The organism is Pseudomonas sp. HN2-3 (assembly GCF_020691745.1).
Taxonomy (GTDB): Bacteria; Pseudomonadota; Gammaproteobacteria; order Pseudomonadales; family Pseudomonadaceae; genus Aquipseudomonas; species Aquipseudomonas capeferrum.
Genome location: NZ_CP085704.1, coordinates 5,306,807 through 5,329,261 on the forward strand (window position 1 = coordinate 5,306,807; position 22,455 = coordinate 5,329,261).

Annotated in this window: 19 protein-coding genes and 2 tRNA genes; 7 read left to right on the forward strand and 14 right to left on the reverse strand. The window is 61.8% G+C overall.

Translation table 11 applies throughout. The features are described from left to right. Window positions 1–80 precede the first annotated feature (80 nt). The 5 genes from LJX93_RS24125 to LJX93_RS24145 form a co-directional block, all read right to left on the reverse strand. A complete protein-coding gene (locus LJX93_RS24125) occupies window positions 81–797 on the reverse strand; it encodes an ABC transporter ATP-binding protein (RefSeq protein ID WP_033701785.1) in 717 nt (238 codons plus the stop codon). Continuing rightward, on the reverse strand, window positions 794–1,669 hold the full coding sequence (locus tag LJX93_RS24130) for an ABC transporter ATP-binding protein (protein ID WP_047582330.1): 876 nt from the start codon (window positions 1,667–1,669) through the stop codon (window positions 794–796). The genes LJX93_RS24125 and LJX93_RS24130 overlap by 4 nt, the downstream gene beginning before the upstream one ends. Continuing rightward, window positions 1,666–2,967: a high-affinity branched-chain amino acid ABC transporter permease LivM gene (gene livM / locus LJX93_RS24135; RefSeq protein WP_033701788.1), complete on the reverse strand. Its 1,302-nt coding sequence runs from the start codon at window positions 2,965–2,967 to the stop codon at window positions 1,666–1,668. Before livM ends, LJX93_RS24130 begins: the two co-directional genes overlap by 4 nt. A 2-nt stretch (window positions 2,968–2,969) precedes the next feature. Further along, a complete protein-coding gene (locus LJX93_RS24140) occupies window positions 2,970–3,884 on the reverse strand; it encodes an ABC transporter permease subunit (RefSeq protein ID WP_033701789.1) in 915 nt (304 codons plus the stop codon). 154 nt (window positions 3,885–4,038) lie between these two features. Further along, window positions 4,039–5,175: a branched-chain amino acid ABC transporter substrate-binding protein gene (locus LJX93_RS24145; RefSeq protein WP_047582328.1), complete on the reverse strand. Its 1,137-nt coding sequence runs from the start codon at window positions 5,173–5,175 to the stop codon at window positions 4,039–4,041. Window positions 5,176–5,632: 457 nt separating this feature from the next. Between LJX93_RS24145 and pncB the strand changes: the two genes are divergently transcribed. Together pncB and nadE are read left to right on the forward strand one after the other, a co-directional pair. Beyond that, on the forward strand, window positions 5,633–6,838 hold the full coding sequence (gene pncB / locus LJX93_RS24150; protein ID WP_033701793.1) for a nicotinate phosphoribosyltransferase: 1,206 nt from the start codon (window positions 5,633–5,635) through the stop codon (window positions 6,836–6,838). Between the two features lie 3 nt (window positions 6,839–6,841). After that, on the forward strand, window positions 6,842–7,669 hold the full coding sequence (gene nadE, locus LJX93_RS24155; RefSeq protein ID WP_033701794.1) for an ammonia-dependent NAD(+) synthetase: 828 nt from the start codon (window positions 6,842–6,844) through the stop codon (window positions 7,667–7,669). Between the two features lie 130 nt (window positions 7,670–7,799). Here nadE and azu read toward each other — a convergent pair whose 3' ends face one another. Then, window positions 7,800–8,249 carry an azurin gene (azu, locus tag LJX93_RS24160; RefSeq protein WP_033701795.1) on the reverse strand — a complete coding sequence of 150 codons (450 nt, stop codon included), beginning with the start codon at window positions 8,247–8,249 and terminating at the stop codon, window positions 7,800–7,802. 349 nt (window positions 8,250–8,598) lie between these two features. Here azu and LJX93_RS24165 point away from each other — a divergent pair, with 349 nt between their 5' ends. Further along, window positions 8,599–9,186: a TIGR00730 family Rossman fold protein gene (locus LJX93_RS24165; protein WP_033701796.1), complete on the forward strand. Its 588-nt coding sequence runs from the start codon at window positions 8,599–8,601 to the stop codon at window positions 9,184–9,186. A 43-nt stretch (window positions 9,187–9,229) separates the two neighbouring features. On the opposite strand, the gene LJX93_RS24170 is transcribed toward LJX93_RS24165, so the two are convergent. The 8 genes from LJX93_RS24170 to rnr all read right to left on the reverse strand — a co-directional run bounded on the left by LJX93_RS24170 (window position 9,230) and on the right by rnr (window position 18,858). Then, a complete protein-coding gene (locus LJX93_RS24170) occupies window positions 9,230–11,530 on the reverse strand; it encodes a YgiQ family radical SAM protein (RefSeq protein ID WP_033701797.1) in 2,301 nt (766 codons plus the stop codon). A gap of 141 nt (window positions 11,531–11,671) precedes the next feature. After that, window positions 11,672–13,069 carry a replicative DNA helicase gene (gene dnaB / locus LJX93_RS24175; RefSeq protein WP_033702579.1) on the reverse strand — a complete coding sequence of 466 codons (1,398 nt, stop codon included), beginning with the start codon at window positions 13,067–13,069 and terminating at the stop codon, window positions 11,672–11,674. 113 nt (window positions 13,070–13,182) lie between these two features. Then, window positions 13,183–13,629: a 50S ribosomal protein L9 gene (gene rplI / locus LJX93_RS24180; RefSeq protein ID WP_033701798.1), complete on the reverse strand. Its 447-nt coding sequence runs from the start codon at window positions 13,627–13,629 to the stop codon at window positions 13,183–13,185. Between the two features lie 20 nt (window positions 13,630–13,649). Further along, the gene (locus LJX93_RS24185; protein ID WP_033701799.1) at window positions 13,650–14,513 is read right to left on the reverse strand and encodes a hypothetical protein; all 864 of its coding nucleotides are present in this window, start codon (window positions 14,511–14,513) and stop codon (window positions 13,650–13,652) included. A 34-nt stretch (window positions 14,514–14,547) separates the two neighbouring features. Next, window positions 14,548–14,778, reverse strand: coding sequence for a 30S ribosomal protein S18 (gene rpsR, locus LJX93_RS24190; protein ID WP_003249563.1), 231 nt, complete (start codon window positions 14,776–14,778; stop codon window positions 14,548–14,550). 28 nt (window positions 14,779–14,806) lie between these two features. After that, the gene (gene rpsF, locus LJX93_RS24195) at window positions 14,807–15,232 is read right to left on the reverse strand and encodes a 30S ribosomal protein S6 (protein WP_033701800.1); all 426 of its coding nucleotides are present in this window, start codon (window positions 15,230–15,232) and stop codon (window positions 14,807–14,809) included. 306 nt (window positions 15,233–15,538) lie between these two features. Then, a complete protein-coding gene (rlmB, locus tag LJX93_RS24200; protein ID WP_027592540.1) occupies window positions 15,539–16,285 on the reverse strand; it encodes a 23S rRNA (guanosine(2251)-2'-O)-methyltransferase RlmB in 747 nt (248 codons plus the stop codon). Next, entirely contained in the window at window positions 16,282–18,858 is a 2,577-nt protein-coding gene (rnr, locus tag LJX93_RS24205) for a ribonuclease R (protein WP_033701801.1), read from the reverse strand. Before rnr ends, rlmB begins: the two co-directional genes overlap by 4 nt. A gap of 275 nt (window positions 18,859–19,133) precedes the next feature. Between rnr and LJX93_RS24210 the strand changes: the two genes are divergently transcribed. From LJX93_RS24210 to LJX93_RS24225, 4 genes are all read left to right on the forward strand, one after another. Beyond that, window positions 19,134–19,220: transfer RNA gene (locus tag LJX93_RS24210), tRNA-Leu, on the forward strand. A gap of 88 nt (window positions 19,221–19,308) precedes the next feature. After that, a tRNA-Leu gene (locus LJX93_RS24215) sits at window positions 19,309–19,395 on the forward strand. Window positions 19,396–19,594: 199 nt separating this feature from the next. Beyond that, complete coding sequence (locus LJX93_RS24220) at window positions 19,595–20,608, forward strand: extracellular solute-binding protein (protein ID WP_033701802.1); 1,014 nt, start codon at window positions 19,595–19,597, stop codon at window positions 20,606–20,608. Then, window positions 20,608–22,173: an ABC transporter permease gene (locus tag LJX93_RS24225; RefSeq protein WP_033701803.1), complete on the forward strand. Its 1,566-nt coding sequence runs from the start codon at window positions 20,608–20,610 to the stop codon at window positions 22,171–22,173. The genes LJX93_RS24220 and LJX93_RS24225 overlap by 1 nt, the downstream gene beginning before the upstream one ends. Window positions 22,174–22,455: the final 282 nt, after the last annotated feature.

Below are 22,455 nucleotides of genomic sequence, written 5' to 3' on the forward strand. Positions count from 1 at the left end.
GTTGTGTGGAGGCCTGGGAGCGATGTGCAGCAAGTTGTCCACATTTACAGCGGGGGCTGCTTTGCAGCCCCCGAATCAACTCAGTGCCCGCCCAGATAGGCGCTACGCACCTCTTCATTCACCAACAACTCTTGCCCCGTCCCGGTCATGCGGATTTCTCCGTTGACCATCACATACGCCCGGTCCGACAGTTTCAGCGCATGGTTGGCGTTCTGCTCCACCAGGAAAATGGTCATGCCGGTCTTGGCCAGCTCACGCAAGGTGGCGAAGATCTGCTTGACCACAATCGGCGCCAGCCCCAGCGACGGCTCATCGAGCAGCAGCAACTTCGGCCGGCTCATCAGCGCACGGGCGATGGCGAGCATCTGCTGCTCGCCCCCCGACATGGTCATCGCCCGCTGGGTACGCCGCTCCTTCAACCGCGGGAACAGTTCGTACATGCGCTCCATGTCCTCCTTGGCATATTTGTCGCCAATCGGGATGGTGCCCATCATCAGGTTTTCTTCGACGGTCATGTCGGGGAATACCCGCCGCCCTTCCGGCGACTGGGCAATGCCGTTGGAGGCGATGTAGTGCGACGACTTGCGGGTGATGTCGGTGCCGCGGTACACGATGTGCCCCGACGCGGCGCGCGGCTGGCCGAAAATCGACATCAGCAGGGTCGACTTGCCGGCACCGTTGGCGCCGATCAGGCTCACCGTCTCGCCCTCGTTGATGTGCATCGACACCTTCTTCAGCGCCTGGATCGGCCCGTAGAACACATCCAGGTCCTTGAGCTCGAGAATGGGTGCACTCATACCAGTTCCTCTTCGTCTGCACCCAGGTAGGCGGCAATCACCGTCGGGTTGTTGCGGATTTCCTGTGGCGCGCCTTCGGCGATCACGTTGCCATGGTCGAGCACGACGATGTGGTCGGAGATGCTCATGACCATGCCCATGTCGTGTTCGATCAGCACCACGGTGATGTCGTGCTCGTCGCGCAGCACGCGGATCATGCCACTCAGGGCCTCGGTTTCCTGCGGGTTGAGGCCGGCAGCCGGTTCGTCCAGGCAGATGATCTTCGGCCGCGTGCACATGGCCCGGGCAATTTCCAGGCGCCGCTGCTGGCCGTACGACAACTCACCGGCCAGGCGGTTGGCGCAATCGACCAGATCGACCACCTCCAGCCAGTAGAACGCATGGTCCAGGGCATCGCTCTCGGCCTTGCGGTAGGCCTTGGTGTTGAGCACCCCGGCCAGCAGGTTGCGGTTGACCCACATGTGCTGGGCCACCAGCAGGTTTTCCACCACCGACATTTCCTTGAACAAGCGAATGTTCTGAAAAGTCCGGGCAAGGCCTGCCCGGTTCACCAGGTGGGTGCCGCCGAACATCTTGTAGTACAGGCGGTTGGCAAAGCGTGCGGGCGATATGAAGTCGGCCGCCTGGAAGCGCTCGCCGAGCAACTGGATGACGTTGGTTTGACTGCCGCGCACGTTCAGTTCGATGCGCCCGCCGCTGGCCTTGTAGAAGCCTGTGAGGCAGTTGAACACCGTGGTCTTGCCGGCACCATTGGGGCCGATCAGGGCAAAGATCTGATTGCGCCGGACCTTGAGGCTGACATCGCTGAGCGCCTTGATGCCGCCAAACTGCATCATCAGGTTGTCGACCGAAAGAATGATTTCGTCGCTCATGGCGCCACTCCTTTACGCGGAACCACACCGGTACGGCTGATGCGGATCAGCCCACGCGGTCGCCAGATCATCATCAGCACCATCAGCACGCCGAACAGCAGCACGCGGTACTCGGAGAAGCTGCGCAGCAGCTCCGGGGCCACAGTCAGCACGAACGCTGCGATCACTACGCCCACCGTCGAACCCATACCGCCCAGTACCACGATGGCAAGGATCAGCGCCGACTCGAAGAAGGTGAACGACGACGGGTTGACGAAGCCCTGGTACGTGGCGAAAAACACACCAGCAATGCCCGCAGTAGATGCCCCGAGGGTGAAGGCCGAGAGCTTGACCAGCACGTGATTCAGGCCCATCGAGCGGCAGGCGATCTCGTCTTCACGCAGCGCTTCCCAGGCGCGACCGACTGGCATACGGGTCAACCGGTGCTTGATGTACAGCACCGCCAGCACCACCAGGAACAATACGGCGTAGATGAACACGAACTTGAGGTTGGCGTTGTAATCGAAGCCGAAGAACTCGTGGATCGGCACCCCGCCATCCTTGGCTCGACGGCCGAACTCCAGGCCGAAGAAGGTTGGCGACGGCGCCGGCATGCCGTTCGGCCCGCCGGTGAACGACAACCAGTTGTTCAATACCAGACGGATGATCTCGCCAAAGCCCAGGGTCACGATCGCCAGGTAGTCACCGTGCATGCGCAACACCGGGAAGCCGAGTATGCACCCTGCCAGCGCTGCGGCGATGGCCGCCAGCGGCAGCACGCTCCAGAAGCCCAGGCCCAGGTACTGGTAGCCCAACGCCAGGCCATAAGCGCCAATGGCATAGAACGCCACGTACCCCAGGTCGAGCAGGCCGGCCAGGCCGACCACGATGTTGAGCCCTAGGCCCAGCAATACGTAGATCAGGCCGAGGATGACCACGGTCAGCAGGTACTTGTTGGCAAAGATCGGGAAGACGATGGCGATCACGATCAGCGCCGGGATGATGTAGCGCAGGCGTGACTTGTAGTTCGGCGCGTTCACATGCACGCCCGAGCCACCACTGTCGAAGCCTTGCAGCATGCGCCGTCCAGCGCCGCTCTGCAGGTACAGGCTGAGCAGGAAGCGCCCGACCATTACACCACCGACCAGCCACGCCACGCGGCGGGGTTCGGCATTGAAGGTGTAGCCGTCGAGCACCACGCCGACGACCGGGCCAAAGACAATGAGCGCCAGCAGGCCGGCGACGAAGGTCTCCAGCAGGCTGCGTTTGAGGTCGAAACCGTTGGTTTCGGAAACAGGGGCAGTTTTGGCAGTGGACATGTTCACACCTTAGCCACGAGCGGGCGACCCAGCAGGCCTTGGGGACGGAAGATGAGGATCAGCACCAGCAGCGAGAAGCTGAACACGTCCTTGTAGTCGGAGTTGATCAGGCCAGAGAACAGCGACTCGGAAATGCCCAGGATGATGCCGCCAAGCATGGCCCCCGGGAGCGAGCCGATGCCGCCCAGTACCGCCGCCGTGAACGCCTTGATGCCGATGATGAAGCCGGCGTAGAAGTCGAAGGTGCCGTAGTTCATGGTGATCAGCACGCCCGCCAGGGCGGCCATTACCGCACCGATGACGAACACGTAGGAAATCACCCGGTCGGTGTTGATGCCCAGGATCGAGGCCATCTTGCGGTCTTGCTGCGTGGCGCGGCACATGCGGCCGAGCTTGGTGAACTTGATCACGTAGGTGAGCAGGCCCATGCCTACGAACGCGGCAATCAGGATGAAGATCTTGGTGTAGGTCAGTTGCACGAAGCCGGTGCCGACTTCGATGCGCATGGCGCCTTCCAGCAGGGTCGGCACGCCTTGCTGGCGAGCGCCCTGGCTGATCTGAGCGTAGTTCTGCAGGATCAGCGAAATACCGATGGCACTGATCAGCGGTGCCAGGCGGGTGGAGTTGCGCAGGGGCTTGTAAGCGATGCGTTCGATGGTAAAGCCATAAACGCCCGTGACGACGACGGTGAACAACAGCGTGCCCAGCATGAGCAGCGGGAACGACTCGACGCCGAAATAGGCCAGCAATGCCAGGCTGATTGCCGCGAGGTACGCGGAAATCATATACACCTCGCCGTGCGCGAAGTTGATCATGCCGATAATGCCATAGACCATTGTGTAGCCGATGGCGATCAGGCCATAGACCGACCCGAGGGTCAGGCCGTTGACCAGTTGCTGCAGGAAAATACCATCCATAACGCAATCTCACCTGAGTGAGACTGCACAAGTACCGACCACGGCAGGTCCCGGATGAAGCGGCCCTCGCAGCGCAGAACTGTGCAGATCTCCGAATAAAGACAGGTACCGCAGGGGCATTGGCCCGGGCGCGTGCCCGGGCTGGCTGCCGTTATTATTTTTGTTTTTCCAGCTGGTGGTACTTGCCGTCCTTGTTCCACTGGTAGACCACGTAGTCGGACACAGTCAGGTCGCCCTTGCTGTCCCACTTTTTATCGCCCATGACGGTCTTGACCGTGTTGGCCTTGAGCCATGTGGCAGCGTCTTCGCCCTTGTTCGATTTGGCACCATTGAACGCGGCGGCCAGCGCTTGAAGCGAGGCATAGGCGTACAGGGTGTAACCTTCAGGCTCGGTACCGTTCTTGCGGAACTCTTCCACGACGGCTTTGCTGTCGGGCAGCAGACGTGGGTCGGCGCCGAAGGTCATGTACACGCCGTCGACATTTGGGGCGCCGCCTGCGGTGGTTACCAGTTCGTCAGTGACGATGCCGTCATCGGACATGAACCTGACGTCCTTCAGGCCCTGCTCGCGCATTTGACGTACCAGTGGCCCGGCCTCCGGGTGCAGGCCGCCGAAATAGACCACATCGGCACCGGTAGAGCGAATCTTGGTCACCAACGCGCTGAAGTCTTTCTCGCCACGGGTCAGGCCTTCGTACAGCACAGGCTTGACGCCGCGCTTCTCCAACTGCGCCTTGGTCGCATCGGCCAGGCCCTGACCATAGGTGTCCTTGTCGTGCACGACGGCAACCTTCTTGCCCTTGAGCACATCGACGATATAGTCACCGGCCACGATGCCCTGCTGGTCGTCACGGCCACACATGCGGAACATGGCGTTCAGGCCGCGCTCGGTCACTTGCGGGTTGGTCGAGCCCGGGGTAATGGCGATGATGCCCGCTTCGTCATACACCTCGGACGCCGGGATGGTGTTCGAAGAGCAGAAGTGGCCCACCACGCCGATCACCTTGTCCTGATCGGCCAGGCGGTTGGCCACGGCCACGGCCTGCTTCGGTTCGCAAGCATCATCACCCGCCACCAAGACGATCTTCTCACCGTTGATGCCACCGGCTTTGTTGATCACGTCGGCTGCCGCCTGGGCACCTTTCATGTACTGCTCGCCAAACGCTGCGTTGGCACCGGTCATCGGGCCCGCGACGCCGATCTTTACGTCGGCCTGAACATACGAAGAAACACCCAGTGCCGTAGCTACGGCCAGTGCCAGGAAACCTTTCTTGTAAAACGTCTGCGACATGAGGTGGTGCTCCTAGAGTTTTTTTTGGTTGGCACTACAACTTCTCAACCCTGTGCTCTGAGCAAGGGCCGTGCCATTGGTTTTGTCTTCCGGGAAAACACACTGTGAAGGTCGCCAGCAGGCGACCGACGGCCTTTTCTTTATTGAGCGTGCAACCGTCTGCCCTGCGGCAGGCGCCACCACACGTACAGACAAGTAGCAACCGTCGAGTGCCATCATTGCAACCCTGGCAAGTGTTTACGTGCAACCGCCCTGTAACAGCGGACGTCACCGAAGTGCACACCGCTGGTGCGCGACTGCTACAGGCAGCACCGTTTGAAGGCTAGCTGGTGCACGGAAAAACACCTGTTTTGCCGGTGCTGGCCTCTTCGCGGATAAACCCGCCCCACTGCCAGCCAGTTCATCGCGATACCTGTGGCACAATGGCCGCCATTCGCCGCTTCTGGAGCCACCCTTGATGAGCGAAAGCGCATTCGCCGAGCGCATCGTGCTCAACCTGCTCGACACCGACTTCTACAAACTCACCATGATGCAGGGCGTGCTGCACAACTACCCGGACGCCGACGTGGAATGGGAATTCCGCTGCCGCAACGGTGAAGACCTGCGCCCTTACCTCGGCGAGATCCGCAACCAGCTCGAACGGCTCAGCGAGCTGACCCTGGATGACGGCCAACTGGCCTTCCTCGAACGTATCAGCTTCCTCAAGCCCGACTTCCTGCGCTTTCTGCGGCTATTCCGCTTCAACTTGCGCTACGTGCGCATCGGCATCGAAAACGATCAGCTGTACCTGCGCCTGCGTGGCCCCTGGCTGCATGTGATCCTCTTCGAAGTGCCCTTGCTGGCCATGATCAGCGAAGTGCGCAACCGCCACCTGCACCCGCACATGCGCCTGGCCGAAGCCCGTGACCAGCTCTACCGCAAGTTCGACTGGCTGCGTGCGCATGCCAGCGAAGATGAGCTGGCCGATCTGCAGGTGGCCGACTTCGGCACCCGTCGGCGCTTCTCCAGCCGCGTGCAGGAAGAGGTGGTACGGGTACTGCGCGATGACTTCCCGGCCCGCTTCGTCGGCACCAGCAACGTCGACCTGGCATGGAAACTGGATATCAAGCCCCTGGGCACCATGGCCCATGAATGGTTCATGGCCCATCAACAGCTTGGGCCGCGGCTGATCGACAGCCAGATCGCCGCGCTGGACTGCTGGGTGCGCGAGTACCGCGGCCTGCTGGGTATCGCCCTGACCGACTGCATCACCATGGACGCCTTCCTCAACGACTTCGATCTGTACTTCGCCAAGCTGTTCGACGGCCTGCGCCACGATTCGGGCGAGCCGGTGGCCTGGGCGGAAAAGGCCATCGCCCATTACCAGAAGCTGGGCATCGACCCCATGACCAAGACCCTGGTGTTTTCCGACGGCCTCAACCTGACCCGCTCGCTGGAAATCTTCCGCGCCCTGCGCGGGCGCATCAACGTCAGTTTCGGCATCGGCACCAACCTGACCTGCGACATCCCGGGTGTGGCACCGATGAACATCGTGCTTAAAATGACCGACTGCAACGGCTCGCCGGTGGCGAAAATCTCCGACGAGGCGGCCAAGACCCAATGCCGCGACGAAAACTTCGTTGCCTACATGCGCCACGTTTTCAAAATCCCCAGCAAGGAGTAACCCATGCAAGCCGTTCAGCGAGAGATTGCCCAAGCGCTCAAGGTGCAGCCGCCGTTCGCCGATGCTGCCGCGCTCGACCAGGAAGTGGCCCGGCGCGTGGCGTTCATCAAGGGCTGCCTGGCCAATGCCCGGCTCAAGACGTTGGTACTGGGCATCAGCGGCGGCGTCGATTCCTTGACCGCCGCCCTGCTCGCCCAGCGCGCGATCAACGAGCTGCGTGCCGAAACGGGCGATGCGGCCTACCGCTTCATTGCCGTGCGCCTGCCCTATCAGGTGCAGCACGACGAGCACGACGCCCAGGCTTGCCTGGAGGTGATCAACGCCGATGAAGTGCACACCGTCGACATCGCACCCGCCGTGCGTGCACTGGCGGCCGAAACCGAGGCGTTGCAAGGGGGTTCGCCGACCCTGGTTGACTTCGTTGTCGGCAATATCAAGGCACGCACGCGCATGGTCGCGCAGTACACGATCGCCGGCGCGCGCGCGGGCCTGGTGATCGGTACCGACCATGCGGCCGAAGCGGTGATGGGCTTCTTTACCAAATTTGGTGATGGCGCGTGCGATCTGGCGCCGCTGAGCGGGCTAGTGAAGCACCAGGTGCGGGCGATTGCACGCAGCTTCGGTGCGCCGGAATCGCTGGTGGAGAAGGTCCCGACAGCGGACCTGGAAGACCTGGCGCCGGGCAAGCCGGACGAGGCGTCACATGGCGTGACCTACCAGCAGATCGATGCGTTCCTGCAGGGTGAGCCAGTCGAGCAGGAAGCGTTCGACATCATCGTCGCCACCTACCGCAAGACCCAGCACAAGCGCGAACTGCCGTTCGCCCCGTAAAAGCTTCGCGGGGCAAGTCGGATCGCCGCACCGCCGCCCCCACTGGCATCAGGCCTGTGGGAGCGGCGGTGCGGCGATCCGACTTGCCCCGCGAATGGAGGGCAAAGCCCTCCCCTCTACGCCATCGTCATTACTTGACGACGACCTTGCCCTTCATCATCGAGATGTGGCCCGGGAAGGTGCAGAAGAAGCTGTAGTCGCCGCCGGCTTCCAGCTTGGTAGCGTCGAATTTGACTTCGGTTTCTTTCTCTGGCGCGCCGATCATCTTGGTGTGAGCGATGATGCCGGCGTTGTCGGCCTTGATGTAGTCCTTATCCAGGCCTTGAGTCATGCCTTCGGTGGCAATGCCCTGCATGTCGGCAGTCTTGCTGATCACCAGGTTATGGCCCATGACGTTCTTCGGCAGGTTGCCGGAATGGGTCAGTTTGACGGTGAATTCCTTGCAGCTCTTGTCGACGGTGATTTCCTTGGTATTGAAGGACATCTGGTCGGTCGAGTCGACAGTTACCGAGCACTCGGCGGCGAAGACAGAGGCGCTGGCGAGGGTCAGCAGGGATACCGCTACAGCTTTCGCAAACATCATGAATCTCCTTGGCAGGGTTTTATCAATTGCGAGACTGCCTGAAACCGTTCAGCCCCTTGCTGATATGGGTCAAGGGGGTGTCAAGTGGCCAGTCAGTTGAATTGTTCAATGGATTGTATACAACCAATCTAAGGGCACATCATGCCCTTTTAATAGACGATGGGACAACCTCTCATTTAGGAGCAATACCAAATGCCCATGTCCAGCTTTCTGAACAGCCTGCTCGCCGCCTACGCCCAGGGTGCCACTGGCGCCGTCTGCGAATTCTCCCGGCCGGAGTGAAAGCGGCCTTGGAACTGCCAGGCAGGCGCCGTACCCTGTCACCCTGAGTGACTGGAGATGAGCAATGCCTGTACGTTCCGTTTGTGTCTTCTGCGGCGCCAGCATCGGCGCCAACCCTGCCTACCGTGAAGCGGCCGTCGCCCTTGGCCAGGCCATCGCCCGGCGCGGCCTGACCCTGGTCTATGGCGGTGGCGCGGTCGGCTTGATGGGCATCGTCGCCGACGCTGCCATGGCCGCAGGTGGCGAAGTGGTCGGGATCATCCCGCAAAGCCTGCTGGACGCCGAGGTCGGCCACAAAGGCCTGACCCGCCTGGAAGTGGTCGATGGCATGCATGCGCGCAAGGCACGCATGGCCGAACTCAGCGATGCGTTCATTGCACTGCCGGGTGGCCTGGGTACGCTGGAGGAGTTGTTTGAGGTGTGGACCTGGGGGCAACTGGGCTATCACGCCAAGCCGCTGGGCCTGCTCGATGTCAATGGCTTCTATGAAAAGCTGGGCGGGTTCCTCGACCATATCGTCGAAGAAGGTTTCGTGCGGCCGCAGCATCGGGCCATGTTGCTGCTGGGTCAGCAGCCGGATGCGCTGCTGGACGGGATGAACGAGTTCGTCGCGCCGGTGGTGCCGAAGTGGGTCGACAAGCAGCCTGATTGAGCTTGGCATTTTGGGGCTGCTTTGCAGCCCCGCAATGAATCACTCAGCGCGGAATGACAGGCTGACGCGGCTTCTTGCCAGCCTTGCCGCCCTTGGCCGCTTCTTTACGCTCCTTGGCCGCCTGCTGGTTGCGGGCAAACGCATCGGCCTTGGCCTTCTCACGCTTGTCCCACGGCTTGCTGCCATCGCTGCCGCGCGGTGGCAGGCCGGTGTGCTGGGTCAGGATCTTCTGTTCCTTGGCCACCTTGTGGCTGCCAGCTGGGGTCGAGTTCTTGCGCCGGGCACTCTGGTAGCTGTCGGACTGCGGCTGGTGCAACGGGATCAGCTGGTGCTTGCCCGGCCCGATAAGGTCGGCGCGGCCCATGCGCTCCAGCGCCTCGCGCAGCATTGGCCAGCCCTTCGGATCGTGATAGCGCAAGAACGCCTTGTGCAGACGGCGCTGCTCATCGCTCTTGACGATCTCGACCCCTTCGCTCTTGTAGGTCACCTTGCGCAGCGGGTTCTTGCCCGAGTGGTACATCGCCGTGGCCGACGCCATTGGCGACGGGTAGAACGCCTGCACCTGGTCGGCGCGGAAGCCGTTGCCCTTGAGCCACAAGGCCAGGTTCATCATGTCTTCGTCGGTGGTGCCCGGGTGCGCGGCGATGAAGTACGGGATCAGGTACTGCTCCTTGCCCGCCTCTTTCGAGTACTTCTCGAACATGCGCTTGAAGCGGTCATAGGAACCGATACCCGGCTTCATCATCTTGTCCAGCGGGCCACGCTCGGTGTGCTCCGGGGCAATCTTCAGGTAGCCGCCCACGTGGTGGGTAACCAGCTCCTTGACGTACTCCGGCGATTCCACCGCCAGGTCGTAGCGCAGGCCCGAGGCGATCAGGATCTTCTTCACGCCCGGCAAGGCACGCGCCTTGCGGTACAGCTCGATCAGCGAGCTGTGGTCGGTGTTGAGGTTCTCGCAGATACCCGGGAACACGCACGACGGCTTGCGGCAGTGCTTCTCGATCTCGTGGCTCTTGCAGGCGATGCGGTACATGTTGGCGGTCGGGCCGCCGAGGTCGGAGACCACGCCGGTGAAGCCTGGCACCTTGTCACGCATCTCCTCGATCTCGTGCAGGATCGATTCGTGGGAGCGGTTCTGGATGATCCGCCCTTCGTGCTCGGTGATCGAGCAGAAGGTGCAGCCACCAAAGCAGCCGCGCATGATGTTCACCGAGAAGCGAATCATCTCGTAGGCCGGGATGCGCTCCTTGCCATAGGCCGGGTGCGGGACACGCGCGTAGGGCATGCCGAACACGTAGTCCATTTCTTCGGTGGTCATGGGGATGGGTGGTGGGTTGAACCACACATCCACTTCGCCATGTTTCTGCACCAGGGCGCGGGCGTTGCCAGGGTTGGTTTCCAGGTGCAGCACGCGGTTGGCGTGGGCGTACAGCACCGGGTCGTTACGCACTTTTTCGAACGACGGCAGGCGAATCACCGACTTGTCACGGGTCATGCCCGGGCTGTCGAGAATCTGCACCACTTTGGCTTCGTTCGGGTCTTCCACGTCGCCCTTGGCCTGTTCGATGGCGCAGGCCTGGGTGTCCTGGGTGTTGACGTAGGGGTTGATGATCTTGTCGACCCGGCCTGGGCGGTCGATGCGGGTGGAGTCGATCTCGAACCAACCCTGGGGCGTGTCACGGCGCACGAACGCGGTACCGCGCACGTCGGTGATGTGCTCGATGCTCTCGCCCTGGGACAGGCGCTGGGCGACTTCGACGATCGCCCGCTCGGCGTTACCATACAAAAGGATGTCGGCACTGGCGTCGATCAGGATCGAATGGCGCACCTTGTCCTGCCAGTAATCGTAATGGGCGATACGGCGCAGCGAGGCCTCGATGCCACCGAGCACGATCGGCACGTGCTTGTAGGCCTCCTTGCAACGCTGGCTGTACACCAGGCTGGCGCGGTCTGGGCGCTTGCCGGCCATGCCGCCAGGGGTGTAGGCGTCGTCGGAACGGATCTTCTTGTCCGCGGTGTAGCGGTTGATCATCGAGTCCATGTTGCCGGCCGCGACGCCGAAGAACAGGTTTGGCTCGCCCAGCTTCATGAAGTCTTCTTTGGACTGCCAGTTCGGCTGGGCGATGATGCCAACCCGAAAGCCCTGGGCTTCCAGCAGGCGGCCGATGATGGCCATGCCGAACGACGCGTGGTCGACGTAGGCGTCCCCGGTCACGATGATGATGTCGCAGGAATCCCAGCCGAGCTGATCCATCTCCTCCCTGCTCATGGGCAGGAACGGTGCTGGCCCGAAGCATTCGGCCCAGTACTTGGGATAGTCGTAGAGTGGTTTGGCTGCTTGCATGTCAGTGACCGGTTCTGGTGTTCAGGGAAATCGCGGGCGCGGAATATAGCACAAATTTTGATCAAATCCGACGGTGGTTGTCGGATTCATTTGCAACACGAATAACCCCGTGGGGCCGGGCAAGCCCGACCCACAGGGTTGTTATTCGTCGTCGTCGAAGTTGTACATGCCAGGCGCAAGGTTCTCGAAGCGGGTGTACTTGCCGATGAAGGCCAGGCGGATGAAACCGATGGGGCCGTTACGCTGTTTACCGATGATGATTTCGGCAATGCCCTTGTGCTCGGTCTCCGGGTGATACACCTCGTCACGGTAAACGAACATGATCACGTCGGCGTCCTGCTCGATTGCACCGGATTCACGCAAGTCGGAGTTCACCGGGCGCTTGTTCGGCCGCTGCTCCAGGGAGCGGTTGAGCTGCGACAGGGCGATGACCGGGCAGTTGAATTCCTTGGCCAGGGCCTTGAGCGAGCGGGAGATCTCGGAAATCTCGTTGGTCCGGTTGTCACCGGAAGAGCCCGGAATCTGCATCAACTGCAGGTAGTCGACCATGATCATGCCGATCTCACCGTGCTCCCGAGCCAGGCGGCGGGTACGCGCACGCATTTCCGACGGGCTGATGCCAGCGGTATCGTCGATGAACAGCTTGCGGTCGTTGAGCAGGTTGACCGCCGAGGTCAGGCGTGGCCAGTCGTCGTCGTCGAGTTGGCCGGAACGCACCTTGGTCTGGTCGATGCGCCCGAGCGACGAGAGCATACGCATGATCAGCGATTCGCCTGGCATCTCGAGGGAGAACACCAGCACCGCCTTGTCGCTGCGCAGCACGGCGTTTTCCACCAGGTTCATGGCGAAGGTGGTCTTGCCCATCGACGGACGGCCGGCAACGATGATCAGGTCGGCCGCCTGCAGGCCGCTGGTCTTCCCATCCAGGTCGGTGTAACCGGTGGAAATACCGGTAATGTCGCTGTCAGAGTTGAACAGCGTGTCGATACGGTCGATGGCCTTGGTCAACAGCTCGTTGACCCCCACCGGGCCGCCGGTCTTCGGCCGCGCCTCGGCGATCTGGAAGATCTGCCGCTCGGCGTCGTCGAGGATTTCTTCGGCGTTGCGCCCTTGTGGATTGAAGGCGTTGTCGGCGATATCGGTGCTGATGCTGATCAGCTGTCGCAGCGTGGCCCGCTCGCGAATGATCGCGGCATAGGCCTTGATGTTGGCCACCGACGGGGTGTTCTTGGCCAACTCCGCCAGGTAGGCGAGGCCACCGACTTGCGACGACACGCCCTCCTTGTCCAACTGCTCGTGCAACGTGACCACGTCGAACGGGTGGTTCAGGTCGACCAGCTTGTGGATGGCGCGGAAGATCAGGCGGTGGTCATGCCGATAGAAATCGCCATCCGAGACCTGATCCAGTACCCGCTCCCAGGCGTTGTTGTCCAGCATCAGGCCACCGAGCACGGCCTGTTCGGCCTCGATGGAATGCGGCGGCACCTTTAGGGCTGCGGTTTGCAGGTCGAGCTGTTCGGAGGAGGTGATCTCGTTCATGGCCACGAAAGAATTCTGGGGGACGAAAAAGACAAAGGGCACGGCCTGTAGAAGACAGGACCGTGCCCGATGTTAACCGGCTGGGCCGCGGACGGCCAGCCAGTCAGCGCAGCTTAGGCAGCTACGACAACCACGCGTACGGTGGCTTCAACGTCGCTGTGCAGGTGCACGGCTACGTCGTATTCGCCAACCTGACGGATGGTGCCGTTCGGCAGACGCACTTCAGCTTTGGCCACTTCAACGCCGGAGGCGGTCAGGGCGTCAGCGATGTCGTGGGTGCCGATCGAACCGAACAGCTTGCCTTCGTCGCCAGCGGTGGCAGTGATGGTCACTTCCAGCTCGGCCAGTTGGGCAGCGCGGCTTTCAGCCGACGTTTTACGGTCAGCAGCTGCTTTTTCCAGCTCGGCGCGACGCTCTTCGAACGCAGCCAGGTTGGCGGCGTTGGCAACGGTGGCCTTGCCGAATGGCAGCAGGAAGTTACGGCCGTAACCAGCCTTAACTTTTACTTTGTCGCCCAGGTTGCCCAGGTTAGCGACTTTTTCCAGCAGGATCAGTTCCATTTGGTAAAACCTCTTAACTTTTAACCTTCACCGTTCGCGGAGTCATTCCCCTCAGGGGACTTGCGACCGCGAAAATCAATCAGGCTGTCGACAATGGCCAAAACCACGAGCAACGGATAAATCAGCTGCATGATCAGCGGCAGCGTCACGTACATGCCCACCAGCCAGAAACCAGCCAGTCGGCCCTGTGCCACCAGCCCATGCATCAAGGCGATGCCGGCCAGGACGAGCACCAGGCTGGATGCAGAGGCCAGGACGATAAACTGCGGCCCGATGAACGGACCCAGCACCATCACTGCCACCAGCGTCAGCATGGTGACCCGCGGCAACTTCAGGGCGCGAAACTCGCGACCGAAGCCTCCAGGGTTGTACAACGCAGCCTGCCAATACCGCGCCAGCATCAAAGCCAGCACACTGAACAGCTGCAGCATCACCGCCGTTGAAGCGACCAGCACAGGGCCGATCAGCTCACCGGGGATCACCGGTTTGCCTTCGATTTGTGGCAGGGCTTGTACAAGCGCCTTGGCCAACACCTCGAAGGTTTCACGCAGTACCGTGTCCAGGATGAGGCTGTAGACCAACCCCAGCACAACACTGGACATCAACACCCGGCTCCAGGAATGCCCGGCACGCAACAAGGCGGCCAGCCCCAGCGTCCCCAACAGCACCAGCAAGGTGCTTGGGTCGCCAAAGGCCCAGATGGCCACCGCCGGCAAAAGCCCGAACGCGATGACCGTTGAAGCATCCTTGAACCCGCGCCGCAGAAGCACGAGGCTCCCGGCAGCGGCACTCAACCAGAACAACAGCGGTAACACTGCACTGATGACCACCACCAGGGTGGCCTGCACACGACCGCGCATGATGAAATCAGCTAACGCTCGCATGCTTTATCCCTTACTGCTTGTCGACGACCCGGTCTCAGCGGCCGTGGCTGTCGGTGTAGGGCAGCAGGGCCAGGAAGCGGGCGCGCTTGATAGCGGTAGCCAGCTGACGCTGATAACGAGCTTTGGTACCGGTGATACGGCTTGGAACGATCTTGCCGGTTTCGGATACGTAAGCTTTCAGGGTGTTGAGATCTTTGAAGTCGATCTCTTTCACGTCTTCAGCAGTGAAGCGGCAGAATTTACGACGACGGAAGAAACGTGCCATGTAATAGGCTCCTCAAAAGGTCCGTGGATTACTCGTCAGCGTTATCGCTGGAGTCGCTGTCATTGCTGTCATCGCCTTCGGCGGAGTCAGAATGCTCAGGACGCTCACGACGCTCACGGCGCTCGCTGCGGTTCTCTTCTGCCTTGAGCATCTCGGACTGACCGGTTACGGCTTCGTCGCGACGGATGACCAGGTTACGGATCACGGCATCGTTGTAGCGGAAGTTGTCTTCCAGCTCGGCCAGGGCCTTGCCGGTGCACTCAACGTTCAGCATCACGTAGTGAGCCTTGTGAACATTGTTGATTGCATAGGCCAGTTGACGACGGCCCCAGTCTTCCAGGCGGTGGATCTTGCCACCATCTTCTTCGATCAGCTTGGTGTAACGCTCAACCATGCCGCCGACTTGCTCGCTCTGGTCCGGGTGAACCAGAAAGATGATTTCGTAATGACGCATGAATGCTCCTTACGGGTTAGTAGTCTGCCAGAACGCTGGTCAGACAAGGAGTGAATGACACTGTATGTCTTGCCATGGAGGGGAGGCACATAAGCGCCTGCCAGCTCGGCAAGGGGCGCAATTGTAGAGAAGGCGTGGCGCACAAGCAAGGTGATTGGCGATTATTTGAACAGCCGGAAACATATTTTGCCTGCACCAACCCTTCGCGGGGCAAGCCCGCTCCCACAGGCCAACTGCAGCCTCAGCCATTGCAGTAATCCTGTGGGAGCGGGCTTGCCCCGCGAAGAGGCCAGCACAGACTGAATATCAGCGCTTGGCTTGACGCTGGCGCACGGCCTCGAACAGGCAAACGCCGGTCGCGACCGAGACGTTCAGGCTGCTGACGCTACCGCCCATCGGCAACTTCACCAGGAAATCGCAATGCTCACGGGTCAGTCGGCGCATGCCCTTGCCTTCTGCCCCCATGATCATCACCAAAGGCCCGGTCAGGTCCTGCTGGTAAATCTCCTGCTCGGCCTCGCCGGCAGTGCCGACCACCCACAGGCCACGCTGCTGGAGCTTTTCAAGGGTACGCGCGAGGTTGGTCACGGCCACCAGCGGGATCACCTCCGCAGCGCCACAGGCCACCTTGCGCACCACCGGCGTCAGGGTCGCCGACTTGTCCTTGGGCACCACCACCGCCGTGGCACCGGCGGCATCGGCGGTGCGCAGGCAGGCGCCGAGGTTGTGCGGGTCGGTGACACCGTCCAGCACCAGGATCAGCGGCGGCGTTTCGGTGCGCTCAAGCAACTCTTCGAGCATCAACTCGCCCCACACCTGGCTCGGGCTGACCTCGGCGACCACGCCCTGGTGCACGCCTTCGACCCAGGCATCCAGCTCACGGCGCTCGGCCTGGCCGACCGCCACACGGTTTTCCGCGGCCAGCTCCAGCAGCTTCTGCAGGCGGGGCTCGCTACGCCCCTCCGACAGCCAGACCTGCTTGACCCGCTTGGGGTGGTGCTGCAACAACGCCTGCACGGCGTGTACGCCGTAGATCTTTTCCAGCTGACTCATGACTTGCTCTTGCTCTTGCGGGGCGCACCGGACTTCGGCGGGCCTTTGCGATGCTTGGTCGGCTTGCCGGATGGCTTGCCAGCCTTCTCCGACTTGCTGCCGGCAGTGCTGCGCGCGTCGGTCATCAACGCCTTCTTCATCTCGCGGCTTTTGCGCACCTCAGCATTACGCTGCACGGCATCTTTCGGGAAGTAAGCCTCGGAAGCCTCGCTCTTGCGGCTGCGCGGCTTGGGCGTGGCTTTCGCTTCGGTGGCCGGTTGCTGCTGCTCGGGCTTGCCGTCGGTTGGCGCTGCACCGCGCTGCTTGCGACCGATCGGGCCGCTGAGGGTCTTCTCGGAGACTTCGAAGTCGATCTTGCGCTCGTCCAGGTCGACGCGCATGACCTTGACTTCGATGGTGTCGCCCAGGCGGAAGCTGCGCCCGGTACGCTCGCCGGACAGGCGATGGTGGACCGGGTCGAAGTGGTAGTAGTCACCCGGCAGCGCACTGACGTGCACCAGGCCTTCCACGTAGATGTCGGTCAGCTCGACAAACAACCCGAAGCCGGTCACCGCAGTGATCACGCCTGGGAAGGTCTCGCCCACGCGGTCTTTCATGTATTCGCACTTGAGCCAGTTGACCACGTCGCGGGTCGCTTCGTCGGCGCGACGCTCGGTCATCGAGCACTGCTCGCCAAGCTGTTCCAGGGTGTTCTCGTCGTACGGGTAGATACGCGCCTTGGGAATGCTCATGGCACCCGCACGCTTGACGTGCGGGGTATCGACCTTGGAACGGATGATGCTGCGAATGGCGCGGTGCACCAGCAGGTCCGGGTAACGGCGAATCGGCGAGGTGAAGTGGGTGTACGCCTCGTAATTCAGGCCGAAGTGGCCATTGTTGTCGGTGCTGTACACCGCCTGGCTCAGCGAACGCAGCATCACGGTCTGGATCAGGTGGAAGTCCGGGCGCTCGGCGATGCTCGCCAGCAGTGCCTGGTAATCCTTCGGCGACGGGTCCTTGCCCTTGTGCAGCGACAAGCCCAGCTCACCGAGGAAGGCGCGCAGTTTTTCCAGGCGCTCCGGCGGCGGGCCGTCGTGAACGCGGTACAGGGCCGGCACGCCGTGCTTTTGCAGGAACTCGGCGGTGGCCACGTTGGCCGCCAGCATGCATTCTTCGATCAGCTTGTGCGCATCGTTGCGCACGGTCGGACGGATTTCGGCGATCTTGCGCTGGTCACCGAAGACGATGCGGGTTTCCTGGGTCTCGAAGTCGATCGCACCGCGGGTGTGGCGCGCGTCCAGCAGCACCTTGTAGAGCGCATACAGGCTCTTGAGGTCAGGCAGGACTTCCTTGTACTGCTCGCGCAGCGCCTTGCCTTCACGGGTGCGGGAATGCTCGAGCATGCTGCTGACCTTGTTGTAGGTCAGGCGGGCATGGGAGTGGATCACGCCTTCGTAGAACTGGTAGTCGACCATCTGGCCGGCTTTGTTGATGGTCATCTCGCAGACCATGGCCAGGCGATCGACGTGCGGGTTCAGCGAGCACAGGCCGTTGGACAGCTCCTCCGGAAGCATCGGCACCACGCGTTCGGGGAAATACACCGAGTTGCCGCGCTGCTGGGCTTCGACGTCCAGGGCAGAACCCAGGCGCACGTAGCTGGAAACGTCGGCGATCGCCACATACAGGCGCCATCCGCCCGAGAACATGCGCAGCTTGCCCAGTGGCTCGCAATAGACCGCGTCGTCGAAGTCGCGGGCATCTTCGCCGTCGATGGTGACGAAAGGCAGGTGGCGCAGGTCGATGCGCTTTTCCTTGTCCTTGTCTTCCACTTCGGAGCGGAACTTGCGCGCTTCCTTGACCACATCGTCGGGCCAGACGTGCGGAATGTCGTAGCTGCGCAGGGCGACGTCGATTTCCATGCCCGGCGCCATGTAGTTGCCGATCACCTCGACCACATCACCCTGCGGCTGGAAGCGCGGGGTTGGCCAGTGGGTGATTTTGATCTCGACGAACTGGCCGATCTTGGCGCCGCCATTGCGACCGGCGGTCACCAGCACTTCCTGCTGGATCTTCGGGTTGTCCGGCGTCACGTAGCCGATACCGCCCTCTTCGAAGTAACGCCCGACCACGCTTTCGTGGGCACGGGAGATGACTTCTACCAGTACACCTTCACGGCGGCCACGGCGGTCGGTGCCGGAGACACGCGCCAGGGCGCGGTCGCCGTCGAACACCAGACGCATCTGCGAAGGGCTGAGGAACAGGTCGTCGCTCTTGTCATCGGGGATGAGGAAGCCAAAACCATCGCGATGGCCGGAAACGCGGCCACAGATCAGGTCCAGCTTGTCTACCGGGGCATAGGTGCCGCGCCGGGTATAGATAAGCTGGCCATCGCGCTCCATGGCACGCAGACGGCGGCGCAGGGCTTCAATCTGGTCTTCCTCGTACAGACCGAATTCTGCCGCCAGCTCCTCGCGGGCGGCCGGCTCGCCGCGATCGGCAAGACGCTGGAGGATCAGCTCACGGCTGGGGATAGGGTTGTCGTATTTTTCCGCTTCGCGAGCGGCCTCGGGATCGAGGGATTGCCAATCGGCCATCAGAAGGGGTTCACCTTGGGGTATATAGATAGGAATTCTGGCATAGGCGTATTGAAACCGGAAATGTCAGCCTTGGACAGCCCCCCAGCAATGAGTCGAGGAAGTCGTAATAGGGCTGAAGAATCAACAAGTTGAATTTTTTGAAATTTTTTTCTACCAGGGGCTTTACAGCCTACAGGACCGTCCGTATAGTGCGCACCACAACGACGGACAGACGACGTTGTAGTTGAGATGAAACGCGATGTAAAGCATCATGTGACCTCGACGAAATGTGTGCCCAGGTGGCGGAATTGGTAGACGCGCTGGTTTCAGGTATCAGTGACCGCAAGGTCGTGGAAGTTCGAGTCTTCTCCTGGGCACCAAGTATTATCAAGTAATAGATGACCAAGGATCTATTACTACTGTGTGAAAGCGAACGATAGTCGCCTTCATCAGACGATGTAAAGCTTTGCCCAGGTGGCGGAATTGGTAGACGCGCTGGTTTCAGGTATCAGTGACCGCAAGGTCGTGGAAGTTCGAGTCTTCTCCTGGGCACCATACAAAAACCCACTAGCTTGCTAGTGGGTTTTTTCTTGCCTGCGTTTTCTGTTTCCCCTCCCCTTTGCGCACGACACCCTCGCGCACTCCACCACTCGACGATCGTCTCGCGATGAATTTCTTGTCACCCGGCCACCTGAGAAACGATTTCGTTTACCATTGTTTCCAAATATGTAGCCGTAAGCGAGGAAGTACCCGCATGACGATCCGTCCGCAACCGCTGATGCGCACCCTGGCCGCCGCTGTACTGAGCCTGGTGATCGGCGCGCCGGCCGCCATGGCAGACGCACCGGTAACACTGACCCTGTACAACGGGCAGCACAAGGAAATCGGCGACGCCATCGCCAAGGCCTACGAGGCCAAGACTGGCATTCACATCAATATCCGCAAGGGCAGCAGCAACCAGCTGGCCAGCCAGATCATCGAAGAAGGCGAGCGCTCGCCGGCCGATGTCATCTACACCGAAGAGTCGCCGCCGCTGAACAACCTGGGCGAACTGGGCCTGCTGGCGAAGATCGACGACGCCACCTTGAACATGCTTCCCAAGGAATACGTGGCTGCCAACGGCACCTGGATGGGCGTTACCGCGCGTACCCGCGTCGTGGTGTTCAACCCCAAGCAAATCGATGAGAAAGACCTGCCGCAATCGGTAATGGACTTCGCCAACCCTGAGTGGGATGGCCGCGTCGGCTTCGTACCGACCAGCGGTGCCTTCCAGGAACAGGCCGTGGCCATTCTGAAGATGCACGGGCGTGACGCTGCCGAAGAGTGGCTGACCGGCCTGAAAGCCTTCGGCAAGACCTACACCAACAACATGGTGGCGCTCAAGGCCGTGGAAAAAGGCGAAGTCGCCGCCGTGCTGGTGAACAACTACTACTGGTATGCCCTTGAGCGTGAGCGCGGCAAGCTGGACTCCAAGCTGTACTACCTGGCCGACGGCGATGCCGGTGGCCTGGTGACCATCTCTGGCGCCGCCGCAGTCAAGGCCAGCAAGCACCCCAAGGAAGCCCAGGCCCTGCTCAACTGGATGGCCAGCGAAGAAGGCCAGCGCGTGATCACCCAGACCACCGCCGAATACCCACTGCACAAGGGCATGGTGTCCGACCGTGGCTTGAAGCCGTTCGAAGAGCTGCGCCCGCCGAAGATCTCGCCGGCCGACCTTGGCAACGCCGAGGAAGCGCTGGAGCTTGAACGTGAGGTCGGCCTGCTCTGATGACCGCCGCCCTGTCCGAGCCGGTGCCGGTACGCTTCGTACCGCGCCGCAAGCGCCCCTCGATCTGGGTGGTGCTGCCTGTGCTGTTTCTGGTGGCGATGAGCCTGCTGCCGCTGGCGTATGTCGCCCTCAAGGCCTGGGAAGCAGGCTGGCGAGAGGCCCTGCATCTGCTCTGGCGCCCGTTCGTCTGGGGCCTGATGCGCAACACCCTGATGCTCATGTTCGGGGTGACGCTGGTGTGCATGGTGGTCGGGCTGGCCCTGGCCTGGCTGCTCGAACGCAGCAACCTGGCGGGCCGTCGGCTGTGGGGCGTAGTGCTGTGCTTGCCGTTCGCAGTGCCCTCGTTCGTCAGCAGCTTTACCTGGGTATCGCTGAGCTCGGACTTCGAAGGCCTCGGCGGGGCCATCCTGGTCATGGCCCTGTCCAAGTATCCCCTGGTGTTCCTTCCAGTGGCCGCCACCCTGCGCAACGTCGACACCTCGCTTGAAGAGTCGGCACGCACGCTGGGCTGCAGCCGCTGGGGGGTGTTCGTCAAGGTGACCCTGCCGCTGCTGTGGCCATCGATGCTGGGCGGCGCGCTGCTGATTGCCCTGCACATGCTGGTGGAATTTGGCGCCTTGTCGATTCTTGGCCTGCAGACCTTCACCACGGCTATCTACCAGCAGTTCGAGCTGGAGTTCAGCAACGCCAACGCTGCCATGCTCTCGGCCGTGCTGCTGGCGCTGTGCCTGATCATGCTGTGGCTGGAGCTGCGGGTGCGCGGCAAGGCCCGCCATGTGCGCATCGGCCAAGGCGTGGCGCGCCGCGCGCAACCGGTGCGCCTGCGCGGCTGGGCGCCGTTGGCGCAGCTGTTCTGCGTGGCCCTGGCGGTACTGGGCAGCGGCATCCCACTGGCGATGCTCGGCTACTGGCTGAGTGTCGGCTCGTCGGCAGCGTTCCCGGTGGCGGAAATCTCCAAAGCGCTGCTCACGTCGCTGTCGGTGTCGCTTGGCGGCGCGGGCTTGTGCGTGTTGCTGGCACTGCCGATCAGCTTCCTGGTGGTGCGCTACAAAGGCCGCCTGGCGATCTGGGCCGAACGCCTGCCCTACCTGCTGCATGCCCTGCCGGGCCTGGTGATCGCGCTGACCCTGGTGTTCTTCGCCTTGCACTATGTGCCGGCGCTGTACCAGACCACTGCCCTGTTGTTGCTGGCCTACGGGTTGCTGTTCCTGCCGCTGGCCCAGGCCCCGGTACGCACCGCCTTGAACAAGGCCTCGCCCACCCTCGAAGAGGCCGCGCGCACCCTGGGCGCCAGCAGCTTCACGGCGTTTTGCCGGGTGACGCTGCCGATCATCTTCCCAGCCTTGGCGGCGGCGTTCGCGCTGGTGTTCCTCGATGCCATGAAGGAGCTGACCGCTACCCTGCTACTCAGCCCGACCGGCATGACCACCCTGGCCACCGAGGTCTGGGCACATACCGCCAACGTCGAGTTTGCAGCGGCGGCGCCTTATGCAGCGCTGCTGATCGTGGTGTCGGGGTTGCCGGTGTATTTGCTGACGACGCGGATGTATTTGAACAAGGCGTGATGTGTACGCCTTGAGTCATTGATCGCAGCATAAATCGAGCGCCGCCCGCGCGGCGCTTCGCGGGACAAGCCCGCTCCCACATCCGTTTCGGGCCAGTGAGTCCTGTTATATAGGCGCGCGCCCCCTTGCTTGTACGGCGCGATATTGAGCCGGGCGCCAAGGGGTCGCGCGCCAATGCCCCAGGAATAACTGGCCCGAAACGGATGTGGGAGCGGGCTTGTCCCGCGAAGCGCCGCGCGGGCGGCGCTCGATCTGATAGGCGCAGAAAGACGCCCGGCGAAC

Coding starts and splice junctions, on each gene's coding strand:
- rlmB (WP_027592540.1), bottom strand. CDS start 16,285: ATGAGTCAGCTGGAAAAGATCTACGGCGTACACGCCGTGCAGGCGTTG.
- dnaB (WP_033702579.1), bottom strand. CDS start 13,069: ATGAACGAGATCACCTCCTCCGAACAGCTCGACCTGCAAACCGCAGCC.
- LJX93_RS24140 (WP_033701789.1), bottom strand. CDS start 3,884: ATGGATGGTATTTTCCTGCAGCAACTGGTCAACGGCCTGACCCTCGGG.
- nadE (WP_033701794.1), top strand. CDS start 6,842: ATGCAAGCCGTTCAGCGAGAGATTGCCCAAGCGCTCAAGGTGCAGCCG.
- LJX93_RS24145 (WP_047582328.1), bottom strand. CDS start 5,175: ATGTCGCAGACGTTTTACAAGAAAGGTTTCCTGGCACTGGCCGTAGCT.
- azu (WP_033701795.1), bottom strand. CDS start 8,249: ATGTTTGCGAAAGCTGTAGCGGTATCCCTGCTGACCCTCGCCAGCGCC.
- rpsF (WP_033701800.1), bottom strand. CDS start 15,232: ATGCGTCATTACGAAATCATCTTTCTGGTTCACCCGGACCAGAGCGAG.
- LJX93_RS24220 (WP_033701802.1), top strand. CDS start 19,595: ATGACGATCCGTCCGCAACCGCTGATGCGCACCCTGGCCGCCGCTGTA.
- LJX93_RS24170 (WP_033701797.1), bottom strand. CDS start 11,530: ATGCAAGCAGCCAAACCACTCTACGACTATCCCAAGTACTGGGCCGAA.
- rnr (WP_033701801.1), bottom strand. CDS start 18,858: ATGGCCGATTGGCAATCCCTCGATCCCGAGGCCGCTCGCGAAGCGGAA.
- rplI (WP_033701798.1), bottom strand. CDS start 13,629: ATGGAACTGATCCTGCTGGAAAAAGTCGCTAACCTGGGCAACCTGGGC.
- pncB (WP_033701793.1), top strand. CDS start 5,633: ATGAGCGAAAGCGCATTCGCCGAGCGCATCGTGCTCAACCTGCTCGAC.
- LJX93_RS24125 (WP_033701785.1), bottom strand. CDS start 797: ATGAGTGCACCCATTCTCGAGCTCAAGGACCTGGATGTGTTCTACGGG.
- livM (WP_033701788.1), bottom strand. CDS start 2,967: ATGTCCACTGCCAAAACTGCCCCTGTTTCCGAAACCAACGGTTTCGAC.
- rpsR (WP_003249563.1), bottom strand. CDS start 14,778: ATGGCACGTTTCTTCCGTCGTCGTAAATTCTGCCGCTTCACTGCTGAA.
- LJX93_RS24165 (WP_033701796.1), top strand. CDS start 8,599: ATGCCTGTACGTTCCGTTTGTGTCTTCTGCGGCGCCAGCATCGGCGCC.
- LJX93_RS24185 (WP_033701799.1), bottom strand. CDS start 14,513: ATGCGAGCGTTAGCTGATTTCATCATGCGCGGTCGTGTGCAGGCCACC.
- LJX93_RS24130 (WP_047582330.1), bottom strand. CDS start 1,669: ATGAGCGACGAAATCATTCTTTCGGTCGACAACCTGATGATGCAGTTT.
- LJX93_RS24225 (WP_033701803.1), top strand. CDS start 20,608: ATGACCGCCGCCCTGTCCGAGCCGGTGCCGGTACGCTTCGTACCGCGC.